Below are 20920 nucleotides of genomic sequence, written 5' to 3' on the forward strand. Positions count from 1 at the left end.
CCTAAATTTGACCGGAAATGTCCTTACCTACGCCGTGTCGCTGCGGGCCTCCACTCACGTTGAACAGATGCGTTCATGAGCTGGCCCCTTTTAGGAGCTCGAACTCGGCCCGCGGCGGCACAGTTATTGGAAGCGGGAAGTTTGCGATGACACTTAGGTTATTGATGGAAAGATTTGCGGCACGCAAGACGCCAGTTTTCAAGGCGGACAAGACCGGCACGAAGCATGTCCAACGTGCAGCGGAAAAATACGGGACTGCAAAAACAAGCAGATCCGAAATCGCAGCTCTGTTCGAGTCAGAGCTGCGCGGGCAAGACACAAACAGGTCGGCCCGCGACAAATCCAATGACCACAGGGATACGTCCTCAAAGCAGGCTGGCTGACTTCAGGAACCGTTTACGCGCGCTGCACGCCCGCCACGGCGTTTACTGAGGCGCGGCTTTCTGGTTGGCAGATCTTCCATGATTTCGGCGCGTTCGCTGCTGTCCATCTTGGACCAGCGGGTGATTTCGTCAATCGTGCGATAGCAGCCAGTACAGATGCGTTCAGTCGGGTGAACGACACAGATCTGGACACAAGGGCTTTCGACCTCATTCCTTTTCCAAACCATATTCGTCATCACTGGTCTCCGACCCGTTACAAAAAGCGCAGCCTGTCCAGCGCCCCTTGCAAGATATAGCTGGCCGCAACGTGATCAATAACCTGTCCGCGACGTTTTCGTGTCGTATCCGCCTCAAGTAGTGCTTTTTCTGCCGCAACCGTGCTGAGCCGCTCGTCCCAAAATCCGATGGGCAAATCGGTCAGGCGGGACAAATTGCGCGCAAATGCCCGCGTTGACTGGCATCTTGGCCCTTCGCTGCCATCCATGTTCTTTGGCAGGCCCAGCAAGATGCCCCCGATCTCGCGATCGGTCACAATTTCGATCAGGCGCGCGGAATCGAGCGTGAATTTCTTGCGCCGTACCGTTTCCAGCGGGCTGGCGACGCCGCGCATCCGGTCGGACACGGCGACTCCGATTGTCTTTTCCCCAAGGTCCAGCCCCATCAGGGCACTCATCGGTTGCAGCGCGGCTGCAAATTCTTCGATGGCGTCATGGATCATTGAGCGATCCCGGCTTGAAGGGCCGCCGCATCGATGATCTGCAACGCCTCTGAATTGCCGGCAAAGACTTCCATGGCTTCATCGCGGATATCGATGGCACGCTGGCCCTGGCCAAGAACGCCCAAGGCGGCGATCAGGCGGGCCCATTCCTCGGGAGATCCGCCTTCTGTCGCCAGCCGATCAGACAGCTGGTCCACCATGCCCTGAATCATCTGCTGCCGTTCTTCGGGGCTCAGCTCTGCGGCGGCGGCCATGTCTTCCTGGCTGGGGCCGGGTGCTGTGCTCAGATCCGGTGCATTGAAAACGCCGGCCCGAAAGGCCAGTTCGTCGATCTGAGCCCGAATTGCTTCGGCCCAGGGCGCACCCGCGGGGGAATCCTGCAACGTTTCGACCCACATGCGGTAGGCAAGGTCCGGCCGCCCGATCTGTGCCAGCATCTGCCCCCAGTAATAGCGCGCCGGGCCGTGACGGGGGTTACGGTTCAGCGCTTCGACCAGCGCCTGTTCCGCTTCGGGTGAGACATATCCACCTGCGGCCAGAATCATCATTTCAGCCAGGTCCGCATAGGTATCAGCAGTGGCGCTGTCGCCTGACAGCTCGATCACCTTTTGCTGCGCGGTGTACCCATCCTTGAAGTTGCCCGCATTCGTCTCGTGCTGCGCCAGCAACATCTGACCCTGCAAATCGTCCGGCCGGCTTGCAACGGTTTCCCGCAACTGCTTCAGCAGGTTGGCATAGCTTTCTTCCAGCTGCGCAGGTTGAGGCGGGGTCGCCAGTTCTTCCGCTGCGCTTTGGGATGGCCGGTTGGCGCGCACTTCCTTGGCCAGTTCAAGCCGTGCGGTCAGCGGCATGTCGGGCAAACCCACGGCCCCTTTGCGATGATACATCGCCAACGCTCCACCGATCAGAAGCAACGAGATTGCCAGGATCGACAACACCGAAACCGCACGAGATGGCCCGGCGCCGGCACCCTCTTTCTTCATTTGATCATCTGCGGCCAGAATGCGACGGGAAATTTCCGTGCGCACCCGTTCAGCGTCGGCCTCGCCAATGACCCCGCGCGCCAGATCCCGGTCCACACCGGCCAACTGTTCGCGATAAACCCGCAGATCGTATGCCGCCGCGGGTTCATCCCCACGGCGTTTGCGCAGCAGGGTAAAGCTGAGAAAAGCTGCGATCAGCAGCGCGACAAGAAAAATCAGAACCCAGAACGTCATGGTCCCTCCGAGGATGCTGCCCTGACTTAGACCTGTGAGGCGTCCGACAAAAGGGACAAATGGCCGCGAATGAGCGACATGTCGCAATAGTGCGATATTGCGGCGTTGCACGGCAGGGTTAAAATGCCGTCACACGGCATATCTGCGCCCAATCACCGAACCGGATGGATTCGCACATGAAACACTATTCAGCCTTTGCTGTGGCGCGGGAAGCTCTGCGCTATCACACCGGATGGGAGCGCGCCTGGCGCTCACCCGAACCCAAGAAGCGCTATGACGTCATCATCGTTGGCGCTGGCGGTCATGGTCTGGCGACCGCGTATTACCTTGGCAAGAACTATGGCATCCAGAATGTCGCGGTTATCGAAAAAGGCTGGCTGGGCGGCGGCAATACTGGTCGCAACACGACGATCATCCGTTCGAACTATCTGCAAGACCCGTCTGCGGCGATCTACGAGAAAGCGCGCAGCCTTTATGAGGACCTGAGCCAGGAACTGAACTACAACATCATGTTCAGCCCGCGCGGTGTCATCATGCTGGCGCAGACCCAGCACGAGATCCGCGGCTACCAGCGCACGGCCCATGCCAACGCGCTGCAAGGGGTCAAGACGGAATGGATCGGCCCCGAGCGCGTCAAGCAACTGGTGCCAATCATCAATCTGGACGGCCCCCGGTATCCGGTTCTGGGCGGCCTTTGGCAGGAACGCGGGGGCACTGCGCGCCATGATGCGGTGGCGTGGGGCTATGCGCGTGCCTGTTCGGCGATGGGGATGGATATCATCCAGCAATGCGAAGTCACCGGCATACGCTCGGACAAAGGTCGCGTTGTCGGGGTCGATACCACCAAGGGTGCCATCGATTGTGACAAGCTGGGCATCGTCGTCGCGGGCCATTCGGGTCAGTTGGCCGAGATGGCGGGCTTCCGCCTGCCGCTGGAAGCCGTCGCGTTGCAGGCGCTGGTGTCCGAGCCCATCAAACCCTGCATGGACGTGGTCGTGATGGCGAACACAGTCCACGGCTACATGTCGCAATCCGACAAGGGCGAAATGGTGATCGGCGGGGGAACCGACGGGTTCAACAACTTCACGCAGCGCGGGTCGTTCCACCATATCGAGGAAACGGTGCGGGCGCTGGTCGAAACCTTCCCGATGATTTCGCGCCTGAAAATGCTGCGCCAGTGGGGCGGGATCGTGGACATGACCGGTGACCGCTCGCCCATCCTGTCGAAAACACCGTTGCAGGGCTGCTTTATCAACGGCGGCTGGGGCACCGGTGGTTTCAAGGCGATTCCGGGTTCCGGCTGGGGGATGGCACAGTTGATGGCGACGGGTCATTCACCGCTGACCGAAGCATTCTCGATGGACCGCTTCAAGGAAGGCCGCTTCATCGACGAAAGCGTCGCCGCCGGGGTGGCGCACTAGGGCGATCCCCAAAGGTGCCAGAAAACAGAATTCAGGTCGGCCCCCGCGCCGACCGACCGCCAAAAGGATGACAACATGCTAATCCTGAATTGCCCCTATTGCGGCGTAGACGCCGAAGAAACCGAACTGGCCGCCGGCGGCGAAGCGCATCTGAAGCGTTTCGGTCCGGGCTCGTCCGATGACGAATTCCACGACTATCTGTTCATGCGTGAAAACCCGAAAGGTGTTCATTTCGAGCGCTGGCGGCACGCCAATGGCTGCGGCAAGTGGTTCCACGCCGCGCGCTGCACGCAGACACTCGAAGTGTTCGGCACCTATTCCGCGCAGGTCACCGAGCCGCCGCAAGACATCAAGGATGCCATCACTGCCAAACGGTCCGGCTGGACGTGGAGAGAGTTCTCCTGATGCTTCATCTTTTCAAAAATACTCCCGCCGGAGGCTTTGACGCTTCCACATGCGAAAGGCCCGCACAATGAGCACCCGTCTCGCAAAACAAGGCCGGCTGATTGACCGGTCGAAAAAGGTCACATTCACTTTCAACGGAACCTCGATGCAGGGCTATGAGGGGGATACGCTTGCCTCGGCCCTGCTGGCCAATGACCAGATGATGGTTGGCCGGTCGTTCAAATACCACCGTCCCCGCGGCGTTGTCGCCAGCGGCGCGGAAGAGCCGAACGCGCTTGTCGGCCTGGGGCAGGGCAACCGGTTCGAGCCGAACCAGCGCGCCACGACGACCGAGGTGTTCAACGGTTTGACCGCGATTTCACAGAACCATTGGCCAAGCCTTGAATATGATATCGGTGCGGTGAACACGGCCTTTGCCCGGTTTCTGCCGGCCGGTTTCTACTACAAGACGTTCATCCACCCCAAACCTTTCTGGAAACACGTCTACGAACCGTTCATCCGGCAGTCGGCGGGATTGGGCAAGGCGCCCGACAAAGACAACCGGGATGCCGACACCTATGAACATTTCTACGCCTTTACCGATGTTCTGGTGATCGGCGGCGGTGTGGCTGGTTTGCAGGCGGCCAAGGCGGCGGCACAATCCGGTGCCAAGGTCCTGCTGATCGAGCAGACCGCGCATTGGGGCGGTCGCGCTCCGGTTGACGGCGGTACTGTGGATGGTGAGCCTGTGGATAAGTTCGTGGAACAATTGGTTTCCGAACTCGAAACAATGGACAACGTCATCATGCGCTCGCGCTGCATGGGAGCGGGTGTTTACGACCATGGTTATGTGTTGGGATACGAACGCCTGACGGACCACACGCCGGGCGTGCAGGGCCCGCGCCACCGTTTGTGGCGTATTCGCGCCAAGCAAATTGTAACGGCAACGGGTGCAATTGAAAGACCATTGTCCTTTGCTGGCAACGATGTTCCAGGTGTGATGCTGGCATCGGCCATGCGCGACTATGTCGTGAACTGGGGGGTTACTCCGGGCGATCGGGTCATCGTCGCCACCAACAATGATGACGCTTACCGCACCGCGATTATCCTGAAACAGGCAGGTGTGGATGTTTTGCGCATTGTTGACGCACGCGCAACGGCCGGACCTTTGGCAGAGGAAGCTCGCCAGTTGGGTATCCGCGTCGACCCGGGCAAGGCCATTGCCAAGGTCAAAGGCGGCAAGCGGGTCAAAAAGGTTGCCATCTGCAATCAGGAAGGTGTCGGCGGCGCGCGTGAAGAGGTCGAGGCGGATGCGGTCGCCATGTCCGGCGGCTGGTCTCCGGTCGTGCACATGTGGTCCCATTGCGGAGGCAAGCTGATCTGGGACGACGCGAACGCGCATTTCCGGCCGGATCCCGAGCGTCCGCCGCTGGGGGCCGACGGCAAGGGGTTCGTTGTTGCTGCCGGTGCGTCCAACGGTCCTCTGGCGTTGCAAGATGTACTGACAGACGCCCATGCCGCCGGCAAGGCGGCTGCCAAGGCGGCTGGCTTCAAGCCCAAGAACACCAAGGCGCCCGCAGGTGAGACAACCGTCGAGGCGCCGATGGAAGCGGTCTGGCTCATGCCGGCAAATGCCGAAGTTCAATTGCGCATGAAATCGTGGCTGGATTTCCAGAACGACGTCAAGGTTTCTGATGTCCAGCTGGCCGCGCGCGAAGGGTATGAAAGCGTCGAACACACCAAGCGCTACACCACTCTGGGTATGGCGACCGATCAGGGTAAACTGAGCAACATCAACGGATTGGCGATCCTTGCTGATGCACTGGAATCCGAAATCCCCAAGGTTGGCACAACCACCTTCCGGCCGCCTTATACGCCTATCTCGATGGGTGCGATCGGCGGTGAGGCACGCGGCGATGTATTCCAACCGATCCGTCAGACACCGATGCACAACTGGCACGACAGGAACGGCGCCGATTGGGAGCCGGTCGGTCACTGGCGCCGGGCCTATGCCTATGTCCGCCCCGGTGAATCCGTGCACGACGCGGTCAATCGCGAGGTCAAGAACACCCGCGAGAACCTCGGCCTGCTGGATGCCTCGACGCTGGGCAAACTGATCGTCAAAGGCCCGGATGCCGGCAAGTTCCTCGACATGATGTACACCAACATGATGTCGACGCTGAAGGTCGGCAAGTGTCGCTATGGCCTGATGTGTTCTGAAAACGGCTTTCTGATCGACGACGGCGTTGTCGCCCGCATCGACGAGGACACATGGCTGTGCCACACCACCACCGGCGGGGCCGAGCGTATCCATGGTCACATGGAAGAATGGCTTCAGACCGAATGGTGGGACTGGAAAGTCTATGTCGCCAACGTGACCGAGCAATACGCGCAGGTCGCCGTGGTCGGCCCCAACGCCCGCAAGGTGCTGGAGAAGCTGGGCGGCATGGATGTCAGCAAAGAGGCGCTGCCGTTCATGGAATGGCGCGATGGCAAGATCGGAGGCTTCGATTGCCGGGCCTACCGCATTTCGTTCTCGGGCGAGCTGTCTTATGAAATCGCTGTTCCCGCCAGCCAGGGTCAGGCGTTCTGGGATGCCTTGATGGAGGCAGGCAAAGAGTTCGGCGTGATGCCGTATGGAACCGAATGTCTGCACATCCTGCGGGCCGAGAAGGGCTTTATTATGATCGGGGACGAGACCGACGGCACCGTGATCCCGCAGGATCTGGGGCTGCACTGGGCGCTGTCCAAGAAGAAAGAGGATTATCTGGGCAAACGCGCTCATTCCCGCAGCCACATGGCGGATCCCGAGCGCTGGAAGCTGGTCGGTCTCGAGACTGTGGACGGATCGGTTCTGCCGGATGGTGCTTACGCGGTGGGCGAGGGCGTCAATGCCAACGGTCAGCGCAACATGATCGGCCGTGTGACGTCGACATATTACTCGGCCAATCTGGGCAAAGGCATCGCCATGGGGCTGATCAAACACGGCCCCGACCGCATGGGCGAGATCGTCGAGTTCCCGGGCACGGACGGCAAAACCTACAAAGCCAAGATCGTGGACCCGATCTTTTATGACAAGGACGGGGAGAAGCAGAATGTCTGAACCCATCAGCGCATTGAACCACGCCAGCTATGACGGCATCGCCAAGGTCCAGGAATGCGGCCTGCAAGGTATGATAACCCTGCGCGGCGACCTGTCCGACAAGGTGCTGGCCAAGGCCGTCAAGGATGCAACCGGTCAGAAAGTGCCGGGTCAGCGCCAGGTGCTTGTGACTGGCGATACCGGCGTGGCTTGGATGTCGACGGACGAGTTGCTGGTTCTGGTGCCTTATGCCGAGGTCGAAGCCAAACTGGCCAACATGGTCGGTGCCCTGAGCGGCACCCATGCTTTGGCGGTCAACGTCTCGGATGCCCGCGCCGTCTTCAGCGTCTCTGGTGCCAGCGCAAGGGAGGTGCTGGGCAAGGTCGCACCTGTCGATCTGTCGGCGGATGCATTCCAGCCTGGCCAAATCCGCCGCACGCGTCTGGCGCAGGTGGCCGGTGCTTTCTGGATGGATGATGAACAGACCTTCCGCGTGGTCTGCTTCCGTTCTGCTGCGGATTACGTGTTCAAACTGCTCAAGGTGGCAGCACAGCCCGGCAGTGAAGTCGGGATCTACTGAACAAAAAAGCCCCGGTTCATCCGGGGCTTTTTCTTACTTGACTGTCGAACAGGTCCCGACTCCGAAAGGTTTGTTCGCGAAATTTCCCTGAACGAATGCCATGCGGACGGCGACCGTGTTGTCGGTTGTTTTCAGGTTCGCCTGATATCGAACGCGGACATTGCCGCCGGCAACCATTTTTTGATCGAGGTTCCAGATAATACGGTATCCCTTGGCGCCGCGGTCTTTGAATTTTGTCTTGGCCCAATCTTGGTACGACGTTGCGGCCATCGCCGAAGCTGCGGCAGGGTCGATCCGGAACGCATACTCTGGCGCAATCCAGCCATGGGCGTCCTGTTTGGTCATCTTGCAATGATAGGTAACCGTTTCTGCCGCAGCGGTTTGTGCAAGCAATGCGGCGACTGCAATCGGTAAAAGTCTTTTCATTTTATCCACTTGGGTATGATTCTTGGTGTGTGCACTCAAACTGATACACCTCAATGCCGCAAGCGGGACCTCACGTGAACGAAGAAAAAAACGCCAGACGTTCTACCCATGCAAGAGAACGGTGTGAAAACGGCTCAGGCCGTCTTCGGTCAGCAAGTCCGAAACCTTTAGAGGCTGCGCCTTGTCATCCGACAGGTTTGCGTAATAACCCAGTTCATCCATCAACGCGCTGACACGTTCGTGCCTCTGGTCTTCCGGAAGCAGAGGTGCGTGAAGAGACAGAAGAAGGGCGGGGCGGCGTTTCTTCAGCCATGCGGACAAAGTGGGGGCAACAATGAATTCCGCGCCCTCGATGTCCATTTTGACCAGCGAAACCCGTGACAGGTCGAGTGTTTTTTCGAATTGGTCCCAGGCGATCGTCAGCGCGTCAGACCCATGCGCCCCGTCGTGCAGAAGCGAACTGGTGGAATCCCCGGGTTCACCGCGCACAGAGGCCATGCGTGCCACGCCAAATCGATCTGACAGGGCGACCCCGAATGCCGAAACGTTCTGAACGCCGTTCAGATCAAGGTTCCATGCCAGATGCCGAAACGCGGTCGGGTCAGGCTCAAAACACCAGACATGCCGTGCCCTTCGCGCACCGTACAGCACCGTCGGGCCAATCCACGCGCCGATGTCCAGATAGTCGCTTTGCGGGGACAGGAACCTGTCAAGAACCGCAAATGTTTCAGGTTCCCAAGCGCCCGCAGTGGCTTTGCGCCAGAATTTCGAATGGTACGGGTCCAGACGAAACGGCTCGCCGTTCAGATTGCCCGCATAATATCCGCGGGCGCGATAGAACACCTTGCGCGCCTGTGTCAGCATCGCCTGCCTCCGGGTTTTCTTGCCACGCCCCTTGACCTGCGGCGGTTGCCAAAGCATTTAACCTTGGGAACCGCAACTTACATTTAAACAGGGGGCCGACATGGCTTTTGAACTTCCTGATCTTCCTTATGCACATGACGCGCTGGCAGCCAAGGGTATGTCCGCGGAAACGTTGGAATATCACCACGACCTGCACCACAAGGCCTATGTCGACAACGGCAACAAGCTGATCGCCGGCACCGAATGGGACGGCAAATCGCTGGAAGAGATCATCGTTGGTACTTACGACGCAAACGCCGTGGCACAAAACGGTATCTTCAACAACATCAGCCAGTTGTGGAACCACAACCAGTTCTGGGAAATGATGGGGCCGGGCGAGTCCAAGATGCCGGGCGAGCTGGAAAAGGCGCTGACCGAAAGCTTCGGTTCGGTAGATGAATTCAAGTCGCAATTCAGTGCCGCCGGTGCGGGTCAGTTCGGTTCGGGCTGGGCCTGGCTGGTCAAGAACGCCGATGGCTCGCTGGCCGTCACAAAGACTGAGAATGGCGTGAACCCACTGTGCTTTGGTCAAACCGCGCTGCTGGGTTGCGATGTTTGGGAGCACTCCTACTACATCGATTTTCGCAACAAGCGTCCAGCCTACCTGTCGAACTTCCTCGACAATCTGGTGAACTGGGAAAACGTCGCATCGCGGATGTAACGTATTGAACCGACGTCGGTTTATAAAGGGCCTGCTGGCGGTGACGCTGGCAGGCCTTGTCACGGCCGCCTACGGGTTCATCATTGAACCCGCGGTTCGGTTGCGCGTGCGCAAATGGCGCATTCAGCGGGACGACTGGACAGCGCCGCCGCTCAGAATCGCCGTACTGTCCGATATGCATGTGGGCGAGCCCTATGTCGGCCTGAACCGCGTAAAGCAGTTGGTCCGTCGAACCAATGCGCTGGCTCCGGACGTGATCCTGCTGTTGGGTGATTTCTTTGCAAGCCACAAAGGTGTCTCGGACACGGTCAAGATGCAGGACCTGGCCCCTGTGCTTGCCGGGCTTGAGGCAAAAAATGGTGTCTTTGCCGTTCTGGGCAATCACGACTGGTGGGATGACAGGTCGGCTCAGCGGCGCGGGTCCGGGCCCAATCGCTATGCCGAAATTCTGGAACAGAACGGCATTTCGGTGTTGTCCAATGCCGCGATCAAACTCGAAACTCAGGGCATCTGGTTGGCCGGGCTCGAGGATCAGCTGGCGATCTGGCGCAATGGCAAGCCGCAAGGATTGGACGATCTGGAAGGTACTCTGGCGCAGATCACCGATGACGCTCCGGTTGTGATGATGGCGCATGAGCCCGATGTGTTTCCCACTGTGCCCAGTCGGGTGGCCTTGACCCTTTCAGGGCACACACATGGTGGCCAGGTTCGCCTGTTCGGCTGGTCGCCCGTCGTGCCATCGAAATTCGGCAATCGCTATGCCTATGGCCATGTACGCGAAAAAGGGCGCGATCTGGTCGTTTCGGGTGGTATCGGCTGCTCGATCCTGCCGGTTCGTCTGGGCGTGACGCCCGAAATCACCGTTGTCGAGATGTCCGCCTAAAGGGTTGATGACCAGCCGGTGAAAACCCGCCGATACGTGCCCTTTCTGCATGACGGTATCTTGTTTGCTGTTTTCCAGTGCACATCTCTGTAGGGCAGAGGGAGAGAACTGCATATCAATTCAAACAATGATCGGGCTGCGCACTGTTCATGCGTCAACGAACCCGCATGTCCGGCAGGTCGAGGGATACCCAGAACACAACCTAATCAGGAGATCGCAATGGTCGCACTTACACAGGGAACTTGGGTTATTGTTGCAGATGGAGAGAAAGCGCTGGTGATGGAGAATATCACCGATGCCGACGATCCCAACCTTGTCGTCGTCGCTGTCGAAGAACAAGACGGCCCGACCGGAAAACCGACGGACCGCGCAGGTCGTCGCAACGACGGCGGACCAAATCAGAAATCGGCAATTGAAGAACCCACGTGGAAGGCGCACGCAAAATCTCTGTTCGTGCAGGATCTGGCGAACCTGTTGAATCGCAAGGGGCTGAAAGGCGCCTATGACAGGCTGGTTCTGGTGGCCAGCCCTCATGTTCTGGGCCTGTTGCGGCGTCGTTTGCACAGCGAGGTGCTGGGAAAGGTCGTGGCCGAGGTCAACAAGACGCTGACCAATCATCCTTTGCACAAGGTCGAACAGGTGGTGCGCCACAGTCTGCAACCCAAAGCCAGACTGGCCTGATCAATACGGCGGGCGGTTCAACCGCCCGCACGGTTTCCCATCCTCAGGTCAGCTTGTCCCGCAGGGCGATCATGGCTGTATCGGCGTCTTCGACCCAGGTGATGAAATCCGCCAAAGACGTGTCTGCAAAGCCTTGCCCGATCACCTGATCCAACAATGTGTGCAACGCGTCCCAATAGCCATTCACATTGACCACGACGATTGGCTTGTCATGCAGGCCAAGTTGGCGCCATGTCAGCGCTTCGAAAAGCTCGTCCAGCGACCCCGGACCGCCCGGCAGAACCACGACGGCGTCGGCGTTCATGATCATGACCTTCTTGCGCTCGTGCATCGTCTCGGTGATCACGAAATGGGTCAGATCCGTCTTCCCGACCTCACGCTTGACCAGATGCACCGGAATGACGCCGAAAGTTTCACCACCGGCATTCTGTGCGGCACGGGCCACTTCACCCATCAAGCCGACATCTCCGGCTCCGTAGACCAGCCGCCAGCCTTCCTGCGCCAGCAGGCTGCCAAACTGCCGTGCAGTTTCAGAATAAGCCTTCTCGGCTCCATTGCGTGACCCGCAGTACACACAGACTGATTTCTGAGACATCAAAGGGGGGCTCCGGGGTTGTGTCAGGGGTTTTGACCCGTGATAGCGGGATTGATAGATTGGCTCAACTGTCCGTCGGAAAGCTTTTCAACGCAAAGCTTTTGCCCGGCGGAGTGAAAGGAAAATAATGGACGCCAAATCGGGAAACGGAAGCTCGGGCAATTTCATCTGGGGGGTGATTGCGGGTCTTGTTGCGATATTGGGCGCGGGTGGATTGTATCTGTCCGGCGTCTTCACCCAAACGCCCGAGCCGAGCACCCCGCAGGAAACCGCCTCTGCCGTAGCCCCGGAACCTGTAGGGCAGGATGCGCAGGTTTCGGAACCGGAAGCGGCTGAACAGGCAGCTCCTGCGGATGAAGGGCCCACGACCGCCCCTGCCGAGGACACCAGTGAAACGGCCGACGCCTCTGACGCGGATACCGCCGTTGCCAAGACGGATGATACCGCGCCCCAGCCAGCGGCCCCTCCGGCGCTGGATCAGATATTTGTTGAGCCAGATGGCACGGCGCTGTTGTCCGGCGATGCCGAGCCCGGCAGCCGGATCGAGGTGCTGCTGAACGGCGAACCCCTGCACAGCTTTACCGTGGACGGCAGCGGCCAGTTTGCCGAATTCGTTTCGATCCCGTTCAGCGACGCGGCTCAGGGGTTGGTCCTGCAAAGCAAGGATGGCGAACGGATCACACAGTCCGACGACTATCTGATTGCGGCATTGCCAAAGCCGGTCGAAGAAGCGCCTGTAACTGAAGAATCGCCGGCATCCGATCCGGACACGCCGGCCGATTCCGAAGACACCACGATCGCGACGGCCGATGCAGATGTCGCGCCCGAAACGACGACCGAAGTTCCAGCGCCAGAAGCTGACGTGACCGGAACCGAAACCACCGTGCCGGAGGCCGAGGAAACGCAAACCGCCGACTTGCCGCCGCAGACACCCGAACCGGATCAGCAGATTGCAGTGCTGCGGTCCGGCGAAGAAGGGGTTGAACTGGTGCAGCCGCCTGTGGTGCGGGATACGCCCCCCGATCAGATCGCACTGGATACCATCGGATATTCTGATACCGGCAATGTTCAGTTGACAGGACGTGTGCAGGAGGGTGCAGCCGTTCGACTGTACCTGAACAATCGTCTGATCGCCGATCTCGACCCGAAAGAGGATGGATCCTGGCGCAGCGATCTAGAGGGGATTGATCCGGGTGTCTACACGCTGCGGGTGGACGCGGTTAATACGGACGGGACGGTGCTGAGCCGGGTCGAAACGCCGTTCAAGCGAGAGCCGGTTGAAGTGCTGGATGCCGCCGTGGCGGCCAGCCAGGCCAACGCGCAGGGCGAAGCAGCTGCCATCCGTTCGGTTACTGTTCAACGGGGCGACACGCTGTGGGCCATCTCGCGCGACCGGTTTGGCGACGGGGTCCTGTATGTACGGCTGTTCGAGGCCAATCGCGACCTGATCCGCGATCCGGATTTGATCTATCCGGGGCAGGTCTTCACCATACCTGAATAACCATCGCCTTTGGCCCAATCGGGCCGGGGTCAATCTCTGACCGCAGTTAAGGTACGTGATGAGACGAACACCTACTATGACCCCGGACGATACGGTGCCGCGCGACGAGCGAAGTTCGGGCTGGCGCACGATCCGCAAAGTGTCACCCTATCTTTGGCCACAGGATGAGCCATGGGTAAAGCGCCGCGTGGTGATTGCCATGGTCATGCTGGTTCTGGCCAAGCTGATCGCGGTCTATACGCCGATTCTTTACAAAGGTGCTGTTGACGCCCTGGCAGGTGAGGGCGTACCGCCGGTGGCGCTGGGCGCGGTCGGGCTGACGGCCGCCTATGGCGTGGCGCGGATGCTGACCGTGGGTTTTCAACAACTGCGGGACGCCGCCTTTGCGCCCGTGGGGCAAAGGGCTCTGCGGGCGTTGGCGCTCGAGACCTTTCGGCATATTCACAACCTCTCGATGCGTTACCACGTGTCCCGCCGTACCGGAGGGCTGAGCCGCATCATCGAGCGGGGTGTCAAGGGCGTCGAGTTCCTGTTGCGCTTTCTGCTGTTCTCGATCGGGCCGCTGATCCTGGAACTGCTGCTGGTGGCGATCATCCTGATGTGGTTGTTCGATGTCTGGTATCTGGTGGTCGTCGCCGTCACAATCGGTCTGTATATCTGGTTTACCTTTGCCGTGACCGAATGGCGGGTGAAGCTTCGGCGCGAGATGAACGATCAGGACACCGAAGCCAATCAGCGCGCCATCGACAGCCTGCTGAATTTCGAAACCGTCAAGTATTTCAATGCCGAAGCCCGCGAATCTGAACGATATGATGTGTCGATGAAAGCCTATGCCGGGGCGGCGTTGAAAACGGCTTATTCGCTGGCATTTCTGAACTTTGGCCAGTCATTCCTGATCACCTGTGGTTTGATCGGTGTGATGGTTCTGGCTGCCATCGGGGTTCAGAGCGGGAACCTGACAGTGGGCGATTTCGTCATGGTCAATGCCTACATGATCCAGATCACCGTACCTCTGAACTTTCTGGGGACGGTATATCGGGAAATCCGGCAGTCGTTGGTCGATATGGGCCAGATGTTCGATCTGCTTGAACAGCCCGCCGAAGTCACCGACAAACCCTGTGCGCCCAACCTCAAGGTGAATGGCGGCGAAGTTACGCTGGACGACGTGCATTTCGGCTATGACCCTGAGAGGGAGATCCTCAAAGGTGTTTCGTTGACCGTTCCTGCCGGGCAGACCGTGGCCATCGTCGGGGCAACCGGGTCTGGCAAATCAACCATCGGGCGGCTGCTGTTCCGGTTCTACGATGTGACCAAAGGATCCTTGAAGATCGACGGGCAGGATGTGCGGGATGTGACGCAGTCCAGCCTGCACGCGGCCATCGGCGTTGTGCCGCAGGACACGGTATTGTTCAACGACAGCATCCGGTACAACATTGCCTATGGCCGTGACGACGCCACCCCGGAGGAGGTCGAGGCCGCGGCCCGAGCTGCGCAAATTCACGATTTCATCACCTCGCTGCCCGAAGGCTATGACACTATGGTCGGTGAACGGGGGCTCAAACTGTCAGGTGGGGAAAAACAAAGAGTCGGCATCGCGCGGACTTTGCTCAAGAACCCGCCGATCCTGTTGCTGGACGAGGCGACCTCGGCCCTGGACACGGATACCGAGCAGGACATCAAGGATGCGCTGGCGCGCGCAGGAGAGGGTCGTACGGTTATCACCATTGCCCATCGCCTCAGCACCATTGCCGAAGCGGACCGGATCGTGGTTCTGGAAGCGGGCGAGGTCATCGAACAGGGCACGCATGATGAGTTGCTGGCGCGGTCGGGGCGGTATGCCCAATTGTGGAACCGGCAGCAATCGGACGGGGAAGCGGCCTGAAGATCCAAACATGGGACGAAACAGGGTAGGATACACCAAACCAGGAGGGTGCCTGTCATGATGAAGCGACTGAAATCACGACTATCATCTGTTGTGATAGCGATTTGTCTGCCCGTCATTGTGGCGGCCGATCCCATCGTGGGTGTCTGGAAGACTGAACCTGACCGCAAGAACCTGATTTCGCATATCAAAATCACGGCGTGTGGGGGCAAGTTCTGCGGTCGGATCCTTTCGGCCTATGACGCTTCAGGCAAGGAAGTCCAAACACCGAATATCGGTAAAAAACTGTTCTGGGACGTGGTCGGTGAAGGCGGTGGAAAATACGGCGGCGGCGAATTCTGGGTCCCGCTGATCAACGTGGATGCGGTGCCACAGATGACGTTGCAGGGGGACAAGCTGCTGGTCAAAGGATGCGAACATGCGATTTGCGCGCATCAAACGTGGTCCCGGTTGTGATGATGGCCAAATTAAAAAAGGACCGGGAATACCGGTCCTCTTCCTTTATTCAGCAGCTTTCAGCGGCGGGCCAGAGGGGCGACCAGACTGATCTGATCGACTGTCCTGTTCTGATCCTTCAAAACGCGAGTCGTCCTCCCACACAATTTCAGTGGCCTGCATCTGCCGGGCAGAGCGCCCTATCGCCATGTCCTGTGCGATCTGACTGGACCGGCCTGCCGTTACACGGGCCAGAACTCGGCTGAGCCAAATCGCATAGGTTGTCACCCAGACCCGCAAGGCCAGAAGCGATGGCGTCACGATCAGCGTCAGGACAGTTGCAATGCCCAAGCCAAAGACCACCGCCGTGGCCAGCTGTTTCCACCACAGTGCAGTGGGGCTGTCGATGGAATAGCCGCCATTGATGAAGTCCAGCGACAGGCCGAACATCATTGGCGTCAGACCGGCCATCGTTGTCAGCGTGGTCAGCAGCACAGGGCGGATACGGGACTCCGCGGTGCGGATGATCGCCTCGATCCTTGGCATATAGCTGCTGTATTCCTGATAGGTGTCGATCAGAACGATATTGTTGTTCACCACGATACCGGCCAGGGCCACGATGCCGGTCCCGGTCATGATGATCGAGAAGGGCTGTTCCATCACGATCATGCCGATCAGAACCCCGGTAGTGGACAGAACCACCGCCAGCAGCACGAGAACTGAATTGTAGAACGAGTTGAACTGCGCCAGCAGGATCACGAACATCAGCCCCAGGGCGCCCATGAACGCGTTCACCAGGAAGGCGCCGGATTCTTCCTGCTCTTCCTGATCACCGGTCCATTCCCAGCTGATCGCGTTGGCGAACGGGCCGGTTTCCAGCCATTCCGTCAGCACCGCAATTCGCTCGTTCGGGTTGATCAGCGCAAACTGCGCGTCCCCGTCGTCGATTGCGCTGCGCAGCTGGTCGACACTTTCTGCGCCGGTCAGTTGAACCAGTTCATATGAATTTCCACCCGTACCATTCAGAACGGTGCCGGTCGGTGTGTAGCCTTCCGTCACTTCACGCATGACGGCCATCCGCACCTGATTTCCATCGGGGCCTTCGGTCACGACCTTGCTCAGCCCCGGTTCGACATCCGCTTTGACGTCGTAGTATCGCTGCTGGTCGACGCGGTTGATTTCGGCCAGCTTGGCCACGGGTTTGCGCGTTACGAAGTTCGACAACGGCACCAAACCGTCCGGGGTACGAACCTTGAGTGTATCCAGTGTCGACAAAACGCGGTCTTCTTCGGGCAGACGAACGCGAATTTCGATCTCTTCGTCATTGCTGTCCGGGCGCATCTCGCCCAGCAATATGCCGCGCGTGACCAACTGGACCATGGCGCCGACGGTTGCCACGTCGGCTCCGAACCGACCGGCCTTGGCGACATCCACGTCAATCTGCCAGTCGATGCCGGGCAGGGGCAGGGTGTCTTCGGTCTTGATCAGGCCCGGCGTGGTGTCGAAAACCTCGCGGGCGGTGATCGCTGCCGAGGTCAGGTCTTCCCACCCGTCACCCTTGATGCGCAGATGCACAGGCTTGGCTGAAGCAGGGCCTTGCTCCAAGGGCAGAATCTCGACGATGATACCGGGGATCGTTGCAAGTTGGGCATTCAGTTCATCAATCACGAAGTCGCCGTCATATTCGGGCGCCACGAAGTGCCGCTCGAACAGGCCCCACAGAGCGGATTCCGAGATGTTGGGACGATCTTCCCACGGGATGATTTCGAACTGAACTCGGCCCACTGTATCGGCGGGCGCCTGAGCGCCACCGTTATTCTGGTTCAGGCCACCTTCGCCGGCAAAGGCAAAGACATTGATGACCGCGGGATGAGATCCGATGATCTCTTCGGCGGCAAGAACCATCGCGTCTTTTTCAGCCAGGGAAAGGTTTCCGCGAGCACGCACATATGCGGTGGCCTGTTCAGGTTCGCTTTCCACGAAGAATTCAACCCCGCGGGATTCCTGAGGAAACCAGACGAAGGCCACGAAATACACCGCCGTGAAAACCGTCAGCAGGGAAACGATCGGCATGATTGGATTGCCGACAAGGAACCGAACGACGTGGCCAAAAAACGTGTGTTCGTCCGCTGTATGAACGTGGTCCTCTTCGGCGCGTTCAATTTTGGCCGCGCTTAGGGTTACGGACCCGGCAAACGCCCCGAACAGGAACAGCAGCGCCCCGGCGATCGAGCCACCGGGCAGCAGGTAGTTGGGGTTCAGAACCTGCATCGCACCCAGAAAGATCATGTACAGCGACGGCGGCACCATAAGCACCCGGACCCACCATGGCGTGCGGGCCCGCAACCAGGTCGAAGACCGATCGAAGAGGCGGCTCAGGCGGCCGGATACACCGCCCATGACCGGCAGATAGATCAGCGCCACGATCAGCGACGCCGACAGAACGAAGATCAGCGTGACCGGCAGCATTCCCATGAACTCACCGGGAATACCGGGCCAGAACAACATGGGCAGGAACGCACAGAGCGTTGTTGCGGTCGAGGACACGATGGGCCAGAACATGCGTTGGGCGGCCTCGACATAGGCGTGCATCGGGCCCACGCCTTCCTTGATACGTTTGTCGGCGTATTCCACCACGACGATGGCGCCATCCACCAGCATCCCCACCGCTAGGATGAGGCCGAACATCACAATGTTCGAGATGCTTACACCCATGACCGCCAGAAACGCAAAACACAGCAGGAACGAGGTCGGGATCGCAAAACCGACCAGCAGGGCGGCCCGCGTACCCAGCGAGGCAAGAACCACGATCATCACCAGCGCAATCGCGGTCAGAACCGAGCCTTCAAGCTGGCTGACCATCGAGCCGACGATGCGGCTCTGGTCGTTCGATGTGCCCAGGTCAACCGCCGCCTGAAGCTCGGGCGGCCACTTGGTCTTTGCATGCGCAATGGTTTCCTTCACCTGCGCGACGGTGTCGATCAGGTTATAGCCCTTGCGCTTGACCACCTGCAACGCGACGGTCGGTTCACCGTTGAAACGGGCCGTCCCTTCGCGGTCTTCGAAAGTGTAGTTGATCTGTGCCAGCTCCCCCAAGGTGACGACCCGATCCCCATTGACCTTGATGGGCAGGCCGTAAACATCCTGTGCGGTTTTAAACGACGACGGTATCTTGACCGAGAAGGTGCCCTGCGCGGTTTCAACTTCACCGGCCGCGATCAACTGGTTGTTGTTTCGAACTACGTTGATCAGCTCGTCCGCCGTCACGTTGTAGGCTTCAAGCCGCAGCGGGTCGATCACAACCTCGAGCATCTCGTCGCGATTGCCAGCGATACCGGCTTCGAGAACGGAATCCAGAGCCTCAAGATCGTCCTGCAGATCCTTGGCGACACGAGCCATCGTGCGTTCGGGAACGGGACCGGTCAGGTTCACGATGACGATCGGGAATTCGGAAAAGTTGATCTCGGTCAGAGAATATTGCTCGGCGCCTTCGGGAAAGTCCGCCTGAGCTGTGTTCATCGCGTCACGCACATCGGCCATGATCGCGGTCTTGTCCCAACCGAAGTCAAATTCCAGCGCGACCCCTGCATAATTTTCGGCAGCGGTCGATGTCATTTCCTTGAGCCCGTCGAGATCCGCCAGTTCGGTCTCCATCGGCTTGATCAGCAGGTTTTCGGAATCCTCTGCGGAAATCCCGGGAAACTGCACGGATACAAACAGGGCAGGGATTTCGATATCCGGCTCGCCTTCTTTCGGAAGCGAGACATAGGCAAATCCGCCGATAACCAGCGAAATCGCGATAAATGCCAACACCATGCGGGCCCGATCAGCGGCCCATGCGACAACACCGGTCATTGTGACGCTTCCCGATAGGTCGGCGCAACGGTCACACCGCGTGTCACGAACTCTTGTCCGACAATGATGATGTCGGCTGTTTCGGGGAGACCGTCGACCCAGACACCCTCTGCCGTGTCACGCAGAATGCGGACAGGCAGGAAATCCACCACATTGCCGGTGCCGACCGTACGCACACCCAATTGACCCTCGTTGCTTAGGGTCAGAGCGGATTGCGGCAGCAGATGCGCCTTTGTGCCTTCGGCTGCGATGCGGATGGTCGCGGTCTGACCGTCGCGAATGGTCAGATCCGGGTTCGGAACCGTGATTTCGACTTCGAACGTACGCGTTGTTTCATCAGCCGACCGGCTGAGGAACGTGACGCGACCTCCAAGCTGCCGACCGGTGACCAGCGTTGCCGATGCCTCGGACCCCACCTGAACACGGTTGACTTCGGTTTCCGGCACGAACCCGACCAGTTTGATCGGATCAAGCTGAATCACGGTTGCGCACAGCGATCCGGGCTGCATCAGGCTGCCCAATTCTGCTGTGTCGCTTTCCAACAGGCCCTTGAACGGGGCTTTGATGGTCAGGCGTCCAACCTCTCGCTGCGCGGCTTCAACTGCGGCTGTGGCTGCTTCGATTCCGGCCCGGGTCGCCTCCAACTCGGCTTCGGCGGATTTTACCCCTGCTTTGGCGGCGCTCATCGCAGCCTCGCTGGAAATCCGGCGGGTTTCCGAAGCAAACCCGGTTTCCGCCAGTTTGCGCGAAGCCGTCAGATTGATTTCGGCCTCGGCCACACGGGCATGCGCCTCCTGCAAGCGGGCTTCAGCCTCGGGAATGCGGCTTTCGGCTTCGAGTTTTCCGGCCAGCGCCTCGGCCAGTTGCGCCGGACGCGTGCCGGGGTCGAGTTCACACAGAACATCCCCGGCCTCGACAAAGGCACCTTTGCGCTTGGGTTCCGAGATCACCGTGGATGTGGTTTCAGACAGAACCTCGACTTGCCGGTTCGCCGTGGTTTGTCCACGCAGCAGAACCGCACTGTCAATTTCGCGCGCCTGCGAACGCAGGGCGACCACGCCAACGGCATCAATATCGGTCTCGTCGGATTCGGTGGCTTCGGTCTGCGCCGCTTCTTCCGCTTCGCCACGCCCGGCGAATGCCAACAAAGAGTCGCGCTCAAAAACAAGAAAATACAACGCAATAATAACCAGAAGGGCGTTGATGAAAGAAATCAAACGCATTCAGTGTTTCTCCTAGAATTCGGTGCCAACGAAAGCGGGCCGTCTTGGTATGAAATGGGGCGTCGGCTGTGTAATTTCTACACTAAACTG

At 59.2% G+C, this 20920-nt stretch carries 18 protein-coding genes; 10 read left to right on the top strand and 8 right to left on the bottom strand.

All coding sequences use genetic code 11. The annotated features are described in order from the left end of the window. Window positions 1-385 precede the first annotated feature (385 nt). From ACR0A2_RS00885 to ccmI, 3 genes are read right to left on the bottom strand one after another with little or no spacing between them, the layout of a single operon-like run. On the bottom strand, window positions 386-619 hold the full coding sequence (locus ACR0A2_RS00885; RefSeq protein ID WP_171614441.1) for a DUF1289 domain-containing protein: 234 nt from the start codon (window positions 617-619) through the stop codon (window positions 386-388). Between the two features lie 17 nt (window positions 620-636). After that, window positions 637-1101 carry a Holliday junction resolvase RuvX gene (gene ruvX, locus ACR0A2_RS00890; RefSeq protein ID WP_171631328.1) on the bottom strand — a complete coding sequence of 155 codons (465 nt, stop codon included), beginning with the start codon at window positions 1099-1101 and terminating at the stop codon, window positions 637-639. Then, window positions 1098-2318: a c-type cytochrome biogenesis protein CcmI gene (ccmI, locus tag ACR0A2_RS00895; RefSeq protein ID WP_480833779.1), complete on the bottom strand. Its 1221-nt coding sequence runs from the start codon at window positions 2316-2318 to the stop codon at window positions 1098-1100. The genes ruvX and ccmI overlap by 4 nt, the downstream gene beginning before the upstream one ends. A 176-nt stretch (window positions 2319-2494) precedes the next feature. On the opposite strand from ccmI, the gene ACR0A2_RS00900 reads away from it, so the two are divergent. From ACR0A2_RS00900 to ACR0A2_RS00915, 4 genes are all read left to right on the top strand, one after another. After that, window positions 2495-3739 (top strand): sarcosine oxidase subunit beta family protein, encoded by a 1245-nt coding sequence (locus tag ACR0A2_RS00900; RefSeq protein WP_480833781.1) that lies wholly within the window; start codon window positions 2495-2497, stop codon window positions 3737-3739. 75 nt (window positions 3740-3814) lie between these two features. Next, the gene (locus ACR0A2_RS00905) at window positions 3815-4144 is read left to right on the top strand and encodes a sarcosine oxidase subunit delta (protein ID WP_480833782.1); all 330 of its coding nucleotides are present in this window, start codon (window positions 3815-3817) and stop codon (window positions 4142-4144) included. 67 nt (window positions 4145-4211) lie between these two features. Further along, the gene (locus ACR0A2_RS00910) at window positions 4212-7226 is read left to right on the top strand and encodes a sarcosine oxidase subunit alpha family protein (protein WP_480833783.1); all 3015 of its coding nucleotides are present in this window, start codon (window positions 4212-4214) and stop codon (window positions 7224-7226) included. Next, the gene (locus ACR0A2_RS00915; protein ID WP_480833784.1) at window positions 7219-7785 is read left to right on the top strand and encodes a sarcosine oxidase subunit gamma; all 567 of its coding nucleotides are present in this window, start codon (window positions 7219-7221) and stop codon (window positions 7783-7785) included. Before ACR0A2_RS00910 ends, ACR0A2_RS00915 begins: the two co-directional genes overlap by 8 nt. A 33-nt stretch (window positions 7786-7818) precedes the next feature. On the opposite strand, the gene ACR0A2_RS00920 is transcribed toward ACR0A2_RS00915, so the two are convergent. Both ACR0A2_RS00920 and ACR0A2_RS00925 read right to left on the bottom strand, forming a co-directional pair. Next, window positions 7819-8250: a hypothetical protein gene (locus ACR0A2_RS00920; protein ID WP_171115267.1), complete on the bottom strand. Its 432-nt coding sequence runs from the start codon at window positions 8248-8250 to the stop codon at window positions 7819-7821. Window positions 8251-8313: 63 nt separating this feature from the next. Continuing rightward, complete coding sequence (locus tag ACR0A2_RS00925) at window positions 8314-9132, bottom strand: FkbM family methyltransferase (protein ID WP_480833785.1); 819 nt, start codon at window positions 9130-9132, stop codon at window positions 8314-8316. A gap of 43 nt (window positions 9133-9175) precedes the next feature. Here ACR0A2_RS00925 and ACR0A2_RS00930 point away from each other — a divergent pair, with 43 nt between their 5' ends. The 3 genes from ACR0A2_RS00930 to ACR0A2_RS00940 all read left to right on the top strand — a co-directional run bounded on the left by ACR0A2_RS00930 (window position 9176) and on the right by ACR0A2_RS00940 (window position 11339). Next, window positions 9176-9775, top strand: coding sequence for a superoxide dismutase (locus tag ACR0A2_RS00930; RefSeq protein ID WP_171228054.1), 600 nt, complete (start codon window positions 9176-9178; stop codon window positions 9773-9775). 4 nt (window positions 9776-9779) lie between these two features. Further along, window positions 9780-10658 (top strand): metallophosphoesterase, encoded by an 879-nt coding sequence (locus ACR0A2_RS00935; RefSeq protein WP_480833786.1) that lies wholly within the window; start codon window positions 9780-9782, stop codon window positions 10656-10658. Window positions 10659-10877: 219 nt separating this feature from the next. Continuing rightward, window positions 10878-11339, top strand: a complete 462-nt coding sequence (locus tag ACR0A2_RS00940) for a baeRF12 domain-containing protein (RefSeq protein WP_480833787.1) — start codon at window positions 10878-10880, stop codon at window positions 11337-11339. A gap of 43 nt (window positions 11340-11382) precedes the next feature. On the opposite strand, the gene ACR0A2_RS00945 is transcribed toward ACR0A2_RS00940, so the two are convergent. Continuing rightward, window positions 11383-11934: an LOG family protein gene (locus tag ACR0A2_RS00945; protein ID WP_171167536.1), complete on the bottom strand. Its 552-nt coding sequence runs from the start codon at window positions 11932-11934 to the stop codon at window positions 11383-11385. Between the two features lie 127 nt (window positions 11935-12061). On the opposite strand from ACR0A2_RS00945, the gene ACR0A2_RS00950 reads away from it, so the two are divergent. The 3 genes from ACR0A2_RS00950 (at window position 12062) to ACR0A2_RS00960 (ending at window position 15773) form a co-directional block, all read left to right on the top strand. Next, on the top strand, window positions 12062-13435 hold the full coding sequence (locus ACR0A2_RS00950) for a LysM peptidoglycan-binding domain-containing protein (RefSeq protein ID WP_480833788.1): 1374 nt from the start codon (window positions 12062-12064) through the stop codon (window positions 13433-13435). Between the two features lie 76 nt (window positions 13436-13511). Then, entirely contained in the window at window positions 13512-15317 is a 1806-nt protein-coding gene (locus tag ACR0A2_RS00955; RefSeq protein ID WP_480833789.1) for an ABCB family ABC transporter ATP-binding protein/permease, read from the top strand. 57 nt (window positions 15318-15374) lie between these two features. Next, entirely contained in the window at window positions 15375-15773 is a 399-nt protein-coding gene (locus ACR0A2_RS00960) for a DUF2147 domain-containing protein (protein ID WP_480833790.1), read from the top strand. A 45-nt stretch (window positions 15774-15818) separates the two neighbouring features. Here ACR0A2_RS00960 and ACR0A2_RS00965 read toward each other — a convergent pair whose 3' ends face one another. Together ACR0A2_RS00965 and ACR0A2_RS00970 are read right to left on the bottom strand one after the other, a co-directional pair. After that, window positions 15819-19607 carry an efflux RND transporter permease subunit gene (locus tag ACR0A2_RS00965; protein ID WP_480833791.1) on the bottom strand — a complete coding sequence of 1263 codons (3789 nt, stop codon included), beginning with the start codon at window positions 19605-19607 and terminating at the stop codon, window positions 15819-15821. Further along, on the bottom strand, window positions 19604-20830 hold the full coding sequence (locus tag ACR0A2_RS00970; RefSeq protein ID WP_480833792.1) for an efflux RND transporter periplasmic adaptor subunit: 1227 nt from the start codon (window positions 20828-20830) through the stop codon (window positions 19604-19606). Before ACR0A2_RS00970 ends, ACR0A2_RS00965 begins: the two co-directional genes overlap by 4 nt. Window positions 20831-20920 lie beyond the last annotated feature (90 nt).

The organism is Ruegeria sp. H8 (genome assembly GCF_056532905.1).